This is a genomic window from Rhizobium gallicum bv. gallicum R602sp, assembly GCF_000816845.1.
Classification (GTDB): domain Bacteria; phylum Pseudomonadota; class Alphaproteobacteria; order Rhizobiales; family Rhizobiaceae; genus Rhizobium; species Rhizobium gallicum.
The window spans coordinates 374,992-386,626 of sequence record NZ_CP006879.1 but is presented as its reverse complement, the minus strand read 5'-3'; the positions used below and the strand labels follow the sequence as shown (position 1 = coordinate 386,626).

The following is an 11,635-nucleotide window of genomic DNA, read 5'->3' as shown; positions in this document are numbered from 1 at the left end:
CATCTCTAACTGGCCCAACTGTCGCATTACTAAATAGCCGTGTGAGTTCATGGCGAACCGCGACCTGCGGGCTTTGAGAAGCTAACCGGTGCGCCGGATTTGCGCGAGGAGTTTCTGGCGGAAGACTTCGGCGGGCGTTCGATAGCCGAGGCATTTGCGCGGCGTTGCGTTGAGCTGGTCGCAAATGTCCTTCAGGTCGCGGTCGGTGATCGACAGTGGATCCACCTCTCTCGAAAGCCATTTCCTGACCCGGCCATTGGTATTCTCGACGGTGCCTTTTTGCCAAGGCGATTGCGGATCGCAGAACCATATCTGCGTTCCGATGCCAGCCTGCAGATAGGGCCATTCGCTGAACTCAGTTCCCCGGTCGAAGGTGATGGAGCGTCGAGCAGCATGGGGCAGGGTTTGGAGCACATCAATCAGCCCGTCCATGATCGGCTTCGATTGCCGGTCGTTGTTGCGCAGGAAGACGGCAAAGCGGCTGACACGCTCGACCAGTGAGGTCATGTTGGCCTTACCGAACTTCTTGCGAAACTGAATGAGATCGCACTCCCAATGGCCGAACTGCTTGCGCTCGGCAACGGCATCAGGACGTGAAGGATGTTGAGTTCCGGGCTGAAGCGGCGACCGTGACGCCGCCGGGCATACCGCGGTCTGCGTCTCGCACGACGCTCCGGCAGGTGCCGCCACAGCTTGATGGCTTGGCCGTCTGCGGAATAGGCGAACTTGTAGATCGTCTCGTAACTGACAGAGATCGGATGGCGCTCCAGCCGCAATCGGCCAGCGATCTGCTGTGGCGACCAGCCATGCATGATCCGCTCGATGACCGATTGGCGCAGATGCGAGAACCGGGCGAGCTTGCGCAGCTTGGCTCTGCGCTCACGTGCCATCTCGTTGGCGGTGACGCAATAGTAGCCGTTGAGGTCCGGCATCTCACGATCCTCGAACGTATTGCGGCGCAGCTCGCGGAAAATCGTCGAACGATGCCGGCCGAGCTTCTCGGCGATGACGGTGGCGCTCAGGCCGGCCGCTCGCCAGCGAGCGATCCTGCGACGTTCATCCATATCGATCTGGGAGTAGGTGCGTCTCATGAGCGTTCCTTGCGCGTGATAACCCATTGGTATCTATCGCAAGTCGCACTTCATCCTTGAACCCACCCCGCTACAACACGTGTCACAGCTAATTAAAGATGAGACAAAGTACGCAATTTAGAAACGCGACATCATACTATCCATTATTGCTGGCGTTTCAATATTCTATATTGATGAATACACAGAGGTAAGCCGCCGTCCGGGTGGAGCTTGTCGGTATTGCGTAGCCCGGTCGGCGCGCAGGGCTCAAGTGCAACAATATACTTTAGCTTTTTCAATCCGGATCGCTTACATCACTCGGTGTTAAGCTGGCTCGCCAATACCTGCTGCCGTCGGGCGATAACGACTGGATCCTTCGTAAAATCCGTCTTCCGTCCTGGCTTGGTGCCGCGCTGCTGATAGCCATTGCTCTGGCTGCCATCGCGAATGCCGAACATATGGTCCGTCTGGCCGGTGCGGCGAGGCCCACTTTTGCTGCGTTGCTGTTGGCGCCCGGCCTGCAGCTCGGCCACGATCGAAAGCATGTCGTCTAGGCGTTTGTTCTCGATCACGTCCGCCCGGTGCACCGACCGTAACATGTCGAACGTTCTGTAGGGCAGGGAGGCTTCCCCGTCTGTGATCTCCAGGCGCCCGTCCGGATAGTCGCATACGACAACCTTCTTGCCCGCCAGCCCCGTTGCGCGCTCTGTCGGATCGAGAATGAACATCACCTTGTCATAGCGCAGCGTCAAGGAATGCGACAGCTTGCGAACCTCCTTGCGGCACATGGCACCATCGAGGTTCTCGTGATTCGCCAGCGGCCGATGCATGTCTTTCGGATTGCGTGGTGGCTTGCCAAAACGAAAGTTGAAATCCGCCATGAACTCTGATGCATAGGCGTTGGCCGCTTCGATCGTGTCGATGCCGCGCAGCCGCAATTCCTTCACCAGCCGATCCTGCAGTGTCTGATTGGCCCGCTCCACACGGCCTTTCGCCTGCGGAGTGTTGGCGCAGATGATGTCGATGTTCAGCTCATAAAGCGCCCGGCCGAACTGCGTCAGACCGCTCGTGCGGTCTTTCATCGAGGCGTGCGTGCTGCGAAAAACACCGTGCTTGTCACTGTAAAACGCAATCGGCTTGCCCCATTGCTGCAAATAGGCCTTCGTCGCGTGCAGATAGTCAAAGGTGTTCTCAGAGGCGGCAAAGCGCAAATGCAAGAGCTTGCCCGTCGCATCGTCGATGTAGACGAGCAGGGCGCATTTGCGGCCGCGGTTCTCGAACATGGAGTAATCGCGGCGCGACCGTCTCTGGCTTTTGGGCTGGTGAGGGTGGTTGCCCCCGATAGGATGGAAAAACGGGCTCTCGATTGGAACCGGGCCCAAACATCGGATGGAGGCAACCTTGAACCAATATATTGGCCTTGATGTTTCATTGAAAGACACCGCAATTTCGATCCGGGAAGACGGGAAACGGATCTGGCGGGGGAAGTGTCCTTCGGATCCCAATCTTCTCGCGCAGATGATCCGCAAAAAAGCTCCACGCGCGCAGCGCGTCGTATTCGAAACGGGACCGCTGTCGACGTGGTTCTATCACGCGCTGACGAGCGAGGGGTTGCCGGCGATCTGCATTGAAGCGCGGCACGCGCAAAAGGTATTGAACGAAACGCTCAACAAGACCGATGCCAACGATGCGGATGGTTTAGCTCAACTCGCTGAAGCAGGCTTTTACAAAGCGGTTCGCGTCAAGTCGTTTGACGCTATGTTAGCCCGCACATTGGTGGCTGCCCGCGAACAGCTCCTGAACATGTCAACGCAACTTGGCAATCAAATCCGCGGCCTGATGAAGACCTTCGGTCTGATCATCCCGAAAGCGAAGGGTCGAGTGTTTGATGGCGATGTGCGGAAGCTTTTGGATGGAAACACCGAGCTTGCGAAGATTATCTTGCCTCTTTTGGAGGCGTGGCACGATATCCGCAAGCGCGCAGCCGATCTTGGCCAACAGTTGCTTATAGTGGCACGTGGGAGCCAAGCCACGAAGTTATTGATGACAATTCCGGGGATCGGCGCGGTCACAGCGGTGTCCTACGTTACGGCAATTGAAAATCCAGAAAACTTTCGAACGTCGCGCTCGGTTGGCGCCTGGCTCGGGCTAACAACGCGGCGTTATCAGTCAGGCGAGGTCGACTATGACGGCCATATCTCGCGAAGGGGTGACAATCGTTTACGTGGGCTGCTTTACGAAGCGGCGACAGTGCTTTTGACGAGAACCAGTGCCAGGACCGAGAGCAGTCTCAAGAGTTGGGGCCTTAAGCTGCGCGAGCGACTTGGCTTCAAGCGGGCCGCTGTGGCCGTCGCCCGGAAACTCGCGGTCATCATGCACAGCATGCTCAAGACGGGAGAAGTGTTCAACGCATCGGCTGGCGCGACCATATAGGCGACGCTCAGCCTTCGTCCCTCAGCGCGCCATCTAACTTTGGTGCTGAGCGTCCCTGCTGCGGACGTGGGCAGGATCATTCCGCTTCTGGTGGCTGCAGCTCGTTGAGACTGCGCCTCGAACATTAGGAAGATCCCACCTGCGAAAACCCTTGTGCGGCGACATTTGTCGACCGCGGAGACAACCCTGCTCCCAGCACTGGATAGCTCTGAAGGACCCGGCCGGTGAGGGCAGATCCATCCAATCGATTAAGCCGGTTGCCTGTCCCGCAAGCCGGCAAGGTCGCTGAATGCTCAAGCCCGCTTGACGGATGGAATGCGATTAGATGGGATATTCGGCTTTGCGTCTCAGCGTTGACCATTGTGGATTGCGGTGCTGCGCTTCTGGCTGATGGTAAAACGAGGTCATGTCTTTCAACAGCCTCAACATCAAAGGGAGAAGCGCAGCATGAAACACTATTGTGCATTGGATTTGTCGGTGAAAGAGACCGCGGTCTGCATTGTTGATGAGACAGGCAAGATTTGCCGGGAGACGAAAGTTGCCACTCACCCTGAGGATTTGATCTCGGTGATCAAGGACCCGAAGTGGCAGATTGAGCGGACCGGTCTTGAAGCCGGACCACTGTCGCAATGGCTCTATGAAGGACTTGCCAAGGCAGGATTGCCGGTGATCTGCATCGAGACCAGACATGCCAAGGCATTTTGAAAGCCCAACCGAATAAGACGGACCGCAACGATGCGCGTGGAATAGCCCAGATGATGCGCGTCAATCTCTACCGGCCTGTGCATGTGAAGACACTGACGAGCCAGAAGCACCGGGCATTGCTGACAGCGCGCAAACTCTTGCAGGAAAAAGCCATCGCCATCGCGAATGACATTCGCGGATTGTTGCGCAACTTCGGTCTGAAAGTCGGATTGGTCGGCAAGGTCAAATTCGAGGAGCGGATCAATGAGCTGGTCGAAGACAGGCCTGATCTACACGAAATCATGCAGCCATTGTTGGCTGCGCGCAAACTGCTGCGCGACGAGTTCACCAAGCTGCACAAGAAGGTTTTGGATTTGGTCCGCGAGGATGAAGTTTGTCGCCGGTTGACGACGATCCCTGGTGTCGGCCCCGTTGTCGCTCTCACCTATACGGCAACCATCGATATTCCTGGCCGGTTTGCACATTCAAAGGCGGTCGGTTCTGTGCTCGGGCTGACGCCGAAACTGAACGAGTCTGGTGAAAGCAAACGGGTCGGGCGAGTATCCTGTTGCGGTGACGCGATGATGCGATCCCTGCTGTACGAAGCAGCGCAAGTCCTGCTTGTAAACGTTAAGAAATGGTCGTGGCTAAAAGCCTGGGCGATGAATATCGCCAGACGCCGCGGCAGGCAAAAGGCGGTTGTAGCGTTGGCCCGACGGCTTGCTGTGATCATGCATCGAATGTGGAGTGACGGAACCGAATTCTGCTGGACACGGGAGAGCTTGCCTGTTGCTGGGTAATTAGCAACCAAGGTGACGAGAACCAAAGGAGACAAGAAGATTCCGCCGCCGGTGGAAAGATGTCCTTCGCAGGACGATGGATGGGGTGAGTTCGCGTGGTTGTCTGGTACGGTCGTTTATTGCGATCAGGTCGCCGATTAGATTGTTCCGCCCCATTCTTCTGGTCCCATAATGGGAGGGCCACATAGGCCGAGCCCGGAGAGAAGCGCGATACTGCGAAGACATCAATCGCCATAGCTGCGGACAGTCAGAAGGTGCTTGACCTCACCACGCCGAATAGAGAAGACAACCACCAGTGATGCGACCCATCGATCTGCACGAGTTCACCGAAACAATCACGCCGGCCGCGCGGCTGAAAGACCCGCTTCTTGCGCTCGCGGCGTGACACCCAGATGCCGGCTGCCATCATCCATTGGCGCAGCGTCTCCTTGCTGACCGAAATCTGATGACGCTCAACCAGCTTCTCGGCCGCCAAGGTCGGGCCGAAATCGACATAATGCTCACGCACCAGGTCCAGAGCCAGATTGCGGAAATCCTCACCGTACCGCCGGTTGCTCGGTCGGCCGCGCTTCTTCGAAACGAGACCGTCGATCCCGTTCAGGTCATAGGCCTGCAACAGCCTATGGACTTGGCTGCGACTGAGCCCAAGCAGCTCAGCCGCCCGTGTGACCCTCAGACTGCCTTGGCGAACCTGCCGAATATGTTCAAGACGATGCATTTCCTTCTGCGACATGACAATCAAACAAGACATGACGACTCCCAACACAAATGGCCTCGGCCACGATGCAAGTCGCTGATCTTGCTCCCCAATGCTGACGTTTGACCAGCATCGCAAGAGGCGACGACTGTCGCATCTCTAACTGGCCTATGTGTCGCATCTCTAAAATGCCGCTACAACACGTCGTCGCATAACACATATTATGGAACACCCGAGCGGTTTTGTCCGTGTTGCTTTTTGTCGTTGGGCATTCGGTCTCGCCCAAATCCATATGTATTCGCCCACTCGGACGTTTCGTTTCGCCCTGGACAATTTTGAGGCAGAAAACCGGCCCAGAGAGCTGAAGCCAAGAATAGGAAGTGCTATGTGAGACTTACGGGACGCTGACTGAATGCGACAGTGATCGTCGCCTTGTCGGATTTCAGCCTGTCTATGAAGTACGTTGTCGGCTGGCTCCACTGCAGGGAGCGCCCGTGCTGGTCGTGGCACTCGATGTACATGTTGCCAGTCACCTTCGTCACATCAGGGTGCGCGGCAAGAACACAGATGGGCAACGTTCCAAAAGACGCAACTCCTCCAGGAGGTACGTTGGCCGGAATAGCCGACATCATGTTCCATGTCTTGATGTAAGGCAAACTCTCACGCTCGTTCCTCGTTAACGAACGTTCCTGTCCCTTAACCGTGAGGCGCTCGGCCTGAAACCAAATCTCAACTGACAGCCCAGGGCCAGCGCCGTGATTGTAGAGTTGACCATAATGCTGTTCCAAAAAAGGAGCGAGATATCCGTCCGGAAGAGCTGCCAGAAACTCCTCAACGTCCTGTTCGCCTGTCGCAACACCCGGGATGCGCTTTAAGGGTTGAAGAGTTGCAGCTAGTTCTTGCCCGCCGACGTTGAACAGCAAATTCGGGCTGATCTTAATCAATCGATCTGTTCGGTTGTTGTTCAAACTAGCGATGCCAAGGCTCACAGAGGTGATAATGCCTATGCCCGCAATTATGGTAGACGCGATTTGAAACCATGGGACCAGTTCGGCTACGGCCATGTTACGAGCCTTTTTCAGGTTCATCCCAAGGCGCGGGCGGCGTTAACCATCCCATTCCACCGCATCTTTCACATTTTCTCAAACTTGGGGGTTGGTAGAGTTCGCCCCTCGGATTGCAAACCGGACATGGCTTTTTTCCATAAGGGGCTTGGGTTCCCTGCTCGGCCACTGGCCACCTCCAATGCCCTCCACATCGCCGCATCAAATGTAACTTGCAACTTGGAGCGGCTCAATCAGATTCCGTCAGAGTCAGATCGCTCTTGTCGGTCAAATCATCAGTAGAGAGAATGCGTCTGTCAGTAGTTTTTGGATTTCTTGCGCTGATCGATTATCTTGATCTTGAGCTTCTTGCGATCGTTTCGTGGACCTATAACGATCCTTTCCGGGTTCGGCTCGAAGTCCGTACCCAACACCGCTCCGAGCGGAGCTTTACTATCACTCTGAACCTTCTGAGGTGGAGTGGCTTTGGGCAATTCGATCTCTCTATGGCCGGCAGAACATATCAGAGGTAACGCTGCCCTGTCGAGAAAACTGGCGAAGTTCGCGAGTCGACCGTTCCAGCAAACGCCGGGACCCTAGAATTCGAACACGACACGGCTGCCGCCATCCTAGACTTCCACGGTGAAGGCTGGATCAAATCTGGTCCCCTCGCCCGGGTATCCGCGCGGGTTCGAGATCACCCTGCTGTCGCCGATCATGTAAGCGTTCACGCGATGAACATGACCATGCACCCATAACGCCGGCCGTGCTTCGACAATCAGGCTTTCCAGATCAGAAGCATAACATGGAGACAACCGGTCGTCTCGGAGATCAGGGGCGATCGAGAGGACGGAAGGTGCGTGATGGGTTACGATCACCGTCTTTCGTCCTTCACCGCCTCGAAGTTCGGAGGCGAGAAAGTTCCGTGCTTCCTGGTGCTTCCGATAGGCATGGATCGGGCGGAATTTCCGGTAGGGAAGCTTCTGGAATTTGATGCGCCTGTAATCGTTTATTCCGACCTCGGCTGCCGCCATCGCAAGTTCAGGATCGCCTCCACGGAGGCGGAAGTCGGTCCATAGCGTACCGCCCAAAAATCTGACGTCCCCGATGTCCACAGCGTCGTTCTCAAGATAGTGGATATTGGGATATTTGTCGGCGAAAGCACGGGAATCTTGGATGCTCTCTGTAATTGACGCGCCGTCGAATTCGTGGCTGCCGGCAACAACGACGACAGGCATCGTTTCGGCAAAATGGGTTGCCAACCAAAGCAATTCCAGCAAACGGCGGCCGCATCCGAAGGTCTCGGAATGGCTCAGAACACAGTCCCGGGTTGCCATTCCATTCGCTGTCATTCTGGAAGTCGAGACGGGAATAGCTGAGAAGCATCTCGCCGATCCCGAAAAGGCTGAGGCGCTCTGGGAATGGATGGACCAACTTCTCGACACGGAGTTCGAGTATCCCGCCCCCACCGGCCACTGACGCAACTTTGGCTCGCCAATCCAAAGGCCGACAACAAAAAGCCAGGGCAAGACCTCTTCATTGCTGCAACGTCGATCGTATACGATATGCCGATCGCCACGCTCAACGCCAGGGACTTCGAACTGATCGACGGCTTCTTTCCGTTGCCAGGCGTCTACAATCCCGCATTTGAGGTCTGGGCGGTGACGAGATGCAAAGCTGCAGCGCGGGCGGACGGGACGTTGGCGGTCAAGGTTGCGTGACGTATCGAAGGCATAGCCATGAGTGACGCCAAGCAAGTGCCGATGGTATCGGGCTGCTCTTATGATGTGCGGGGAATATCCCTTCAATACACTTGAACATGGGTGACATTCAGGCTATGTAGGTTGTGGCTAGTGAGTCCACAGTCTCAACCGGACGCCTGAGAACACTTCTCGGGTATCCTAAGCGCGGTGTAAACGCGCGGCAACTTGGCATAGCCAACAATTTCCATGGCCCTCGCTTCGCGGGGGCCATTTTTCGTTGGTGGGTATTCATTGTCAAACGCGCTTGTTCTTCTCGACGAAAGTGGCGACTTAGGATGGCAACTTAACCTCCCCTATCGCCAAGGGGGTTCCAGTCGGTATTTCACCGTCGGTGCAATAGTTGGGATAAACGATAACCACCGAGTCCCGGGCAAAGTCGTGAAAGCTCTCAAGAAGGAGTTCGACTGGACCTCCAACAACGAGAAGAAATGGATCGGCATCGGCTCAGGCGTCCGGCGGTCGTTCGCCCATCGAGCCGTTAAAATGGTCAAGGAGAATCCCCGTGTTCATTTGCTCGTCGCGGTGATCGACAAGCAAAAGGTGCCGAAGCATATCCAGGGACACTTCCATCTTTTCTATTCTTGGATGGCATCCTCCTTGATTGGCCCGACGGTTCGTCACCTGCGCCAAGTGTCGATATGTCCTGACGAGCTTAATGCAGGTCTAGGATACGACGTTCTTATCGAGAGCATCCTTCGCAAAGATTTGTGGTTTCACATGCGGTCGCAGACCGAGGTCAGCAGGATCATCAGATCGAAGCCTCTCGAGGATGGCCTGGCATTCTGTGACTACCTAGCCGGAACGTTTCAGAGCCATTTCGAGGATGGTGATTCCGAGGCGTACAATATCCTAAAGGACCATGTCTATCTGCATATGCCGTGGTCATAAGTCAGCGATCGATCAAACGGACGCGCGGTCAGCGAGTGTTGAAGCGGGACTTTCCTTGGCGGCTTTCCTGAGTTCGCCTTCAAACGTCACGTCTTCGGCTGTGAGTCGGTCGTTGCCACGCGAAACGGGGAAAAGCTGGCAGAGAAAGTCGTTCCATTCTTGGAAGCCCATAACGCGTCGTCGGGACTTCCGCCTTCGCGCTATTCAGAATCGGGGCCACCACGTGCGAGGAGCTTGCCTGCTGGCTCCTTTCCCGAAAGCGCTGAAGGACCCGGGCCAGTTTGTGAAGAAGTTCGCGGAAAAGAAATTCAAGGAAAAGGTCAAAAAAGTCGAGGACAAGATCAAGGACCCTATCGGCTCTACTGTCGAGGACATCCTCAATCCGGGAGGAATTATTGAGTAAGCTAAGGACTGAGGCCAGACATATGAGGCGCAGAGTCCAATATTTTTGGAGATAGTCCAGACGTATCTGGCGCTGCATATCAAGCGACGGTGTTCGTTCGTATATTTACCGTCACATTTTGAAAAGATGTTGGTAATTCTATGCGTATCTTGTGCAACCACTGCTTTCGGATAGCGTGTGCTGGTAACGATTCTGCCGGGGTGCAATGTCGCTAGACGAATATCCGAAACTCAAGACGTCAGTACCCGGTCAATACCTCGGATATGGCCTTCAGCCCGTTCGACTCTGCTACTATCTGATGAGTGTCGCCAAGGGCTGCCGGATCTCGCTTGAGCAACTTGACGATATCGCGATCCATGACCCATCCGGCGGATTGATCTTCGAGCAGTCGAAAAGCGCGATGTCGGGCAATCCCGCCTCGGACAGGTCTGCGGAACTGTGGAAGACGCTCGCGAACTGGGCTTCACTTCCTGGCTCGCTTCTCGATCCAGCAACCGCGTTCCGGTTTTACGTCACCCCACTGAAGGTCGGCGACCTCGTTCACGCATTGCATGACGCCAGAGATGCTGCAAAGGCTGACGCGCTGCTGAAGAAATTCAAGACGAAGACCTTCAAAGGCAAAAAGGGTGTCGGCGTGGAGCCGTTGATAAGCAAATTTCTCGAAGCCGGCGATGAAGTCTGTCTGAAGGTCATACGGCTCTTTGAATTGCAAACTGAGGAAGACCCGATCGACGCGATCACGCAAAAGCTGGTTGTGACACTTCCGGAGGAAAGCCTGGACCAGTATTGCGCTGCGGCGATCGGCATCGCAAAGGATGACGTCGATAGTCTCATCCGTAAAAAAAAGGCACCGATCCTCGACGCTGTCGTGTTTCGGCGTAAACTGAGAGCGTTCATCAGAAAGCACGATTTTTCAAAGCTTCTGGTCTCGACCACGGGTGCGCCCGCCCAGGATCAGATTGCCGATCTTCTCAGCAGTCAGCCGACTTTTGTGCGCCAACTGCTGGCCGTCGAGGCTTCGGATACGCTCATGACAAACGCAGTCAGCGACTTCCTAAGAGCCATGGCCGACAAGGTCACCTGGGCGGACACGGGCAGTATCGTCAACAGCAGTCTTGACGAGCTTGACGAGTCTCTCATTCGCCATCATGCAATGACTTCTGATGAGCTTTCGGATACCCACGGGCATCTGGACGCTCCGCAACTGGGAAGGCAGCTTTATCGCCGGTGCGTCAATCTGACTATGCCCTTGGAAGGCCAGAGTCTTCCCACCTACTTCGTCGCTGGAGAGTACAACTGCCTTGCCGACGACCGTAGGGTCGGTTGGCACCCCGATCATAAGACCTTGTTTCCCAAGGGGGCATCATGACGACCACCCCTCTCTCTACGGTGGCGCTGGTCCAGAATCCCGCGCTGGGAGCTATGCTACTTTGGCGGTTCGGAAAGTCCTATCAGCAAGAACGATTGGTCGAGGCCGCCCAGTTACACTCGTTCTTCGTGGTGCTCCCGCTCCTGTACCACGCCCCCACGCTTGACCGCATCCGTTCCACCTACGAATCGTCCGGTCTTTCGCAGTTCACCAAAAAGCTGGGCGAGGAGCGCGAGCTTCTAATCGCGGTGCAAGAGCGTGCCCTGAAGATGCGGGAGCTAACGCTGTCCTCCGTAGGTGCGGCAATCTCCAGCGGATTGATGAACCTTTCCTACGACACGGGAAGGCTTCGGAGTAACGAAGCACGTCCCCCAAAACCGCCCGAACGGCTGAAGTACCACGTCGCCGGAGCAGACAAGCTCGGTCGCTGGTTCGGCAGGCTATCGCTCGATCAGGCCTTCGCACTTTTGTGGGTGGAACCCTAA

The 11,635-nt window shown here is 55.8% G+C and carries 9 protein-coding genes and 4 pseudogenes; 8 read left to right on the top strand and 5 right to left on the bottom strand.

The features are described from left to right. Positions 1 to 81: 81 nt before the first annotated feature. Positions 82 to 1,091 (bottom strand): annotated as a pseudogene (locus RGR602_RS22785) (IS30 family transposase). Positions 1,092 to 1,384: 293 nt separating this feature from the next. Continuing rightward, positions 1,385 to 2,350 (bottom strand): annotated as a pseudogene (locus tag RGR602_RS22780) (ISNCY family transposase); the annotation flags it as partial. A 121-nt stretch (positions 2,351 to 2,471) separates the two neighbouring features. Here RGR602_RS22780 and RGR602_RS22775 point away from each other — a divergent pair. Both RGR602_RS22775 and RGR602_RS22770 read left to right on the top strand, forming a co-directional pair. After that, complete coding sequence (locus RGR602_RS22775) at positions 2,472 to 3,503, top strand: IS110 family RNA-guided transposase (protein WP_040114473.1); 1,032 nt, start codon at positions 2,472 to 2,474, stop codon at positions 3,501 to 3,503. A 447-nt stretch (positions 3,504 to 3,950) separates the two neighbouring features. Next, positions 3,951 to 4,987, top strand: a pseudogene (locus tag RGR602_RS22770) (IS110 family RNA-guided transposase). A 280-nt stretch (positions 4,988 to 5,267) separates the two neighbouring features. Here the strand turns inward: RGR602_RS22770 and RGR602_RS22765 are convergent. The 3 genes and pseudogenes from RGR602_RS22765 to RGR602_RS22755 all read right to left on the bottom strand — a co-directional run. Next, a pseudogene (locus RGR602_RS22765) lies at positions 5,268 to 5,738 on the bottom strand (helix-turn-helix domain-containing protein); the annotation flags it as partial. Between the two features lie 329 nt (positions 5,739 to 6,067). Then, entirely contained in the window at positions 6,068 to 6,748 is a 681-nt protein-coding gene (locus tag RGR602_RS22760; protein WP_133941604.1) for a hypothetical protein, read from the bottom strand. A gap of 608 nt (positions 6,749 to 7,356) precedes the next feature. Beyond that, a complete protein-coding gene (locus RGR602_RS22755; RefSeq protein WP_223844072.1) occupies positions 7,357 to 7,965 on the bottom strand; it encodes a metallophosphoesterase in 609 nt (202 codons plus the stop codon). Here RGR602_RS22755 and RGR602_RS38675 point away from each other — a divergent pair. The 6 genes from RGR602_RS38675 to RGR602_RS22730 all read left to right on the top strand — a co-directional run bounded on the left by RGR602_RS38675 (position 7,904) and on the right by RGR602_RS22730 (position 11,635). Further along, positions 7,904 to 8,206, top strand: coding sequence for a PIN domain-containing protein (locus RGR602_RS38675; protein ID WP_223844076.1), 303 nt, complete (start codon positions 7,904 to 7,906; stop codon positions 8,204 to 8,206). The genes RGR602_RS22755 and RGR602_RS38675 overlap by 62 nt on opposite strands. Next, positions 8,149 to 8,448 (top strand): PIN domain-containing protein, encoded by a 300-nt coding sequence (locus RGR602_RS38670; protein WP_223844050.1) that lies wholly within the window; start codon positions 8,149 to 8,151, stop codon positions 8,446 to 8,448. Before RGR602_RS38675 ends, RGR602_RS38670 begins: the two co-directional genes overlap by 58 nt. A 273-nt stretch (positions 8,449 to 8,721) precedes the next feature. After that, positions 8,722 to 9,378: a DUF3800 domain-containing protein gene (locus RGR602_RS22745; RefSeq protein ID WP_011651773.1), complete on the top strand. Its 657-nt coding sequence runs from the start codon at positions 8,722 to 8,724 to the stop codon at positions 9,376 to 9,378. Between the two features lie 112 nt (positions 9,379 to 9,490). Next, complete coding sequence (locus tag RGR602_RS37525) at positions 9,491 to 9,781, top strand: hypothetical protein (protein ID WP_133941610.1); 291 nt, start codon at positions 9,491 to 9,493, stop codon at positions 9,779 to 9,781. A 205-nt stretch (positions 9,782 to 9,986) separates the two neighbouring features. Continuing rightward, on the top strand, positions 9,987 to 11,150 hold the full coding sequence (locus tag RGR602_RS22735) for an ABC-three component system protein (RefSeq protein ID WP_040114337.1): 1,164 nt from the start codon (positions 9,987 to 9,989) through the stop codon (positions 11,148 to 11,150). Beyond that, positions 11,147 to 11,635 carry a three component ABC system middle component gene (locus tag RGR602_RS22730; protein WP_052451709.1) on the top strand — a complete coding sequence of 163 codons (489 nt, stop codon included), beginning with the start codon at positions 11,147 to 11,149 and terminating at the stop codon, positions 11,633 to 11,635. Before RGR602_RS22735 ends, RGR602_RS22730 begins: the two co-directional genes overlap by 4 nt.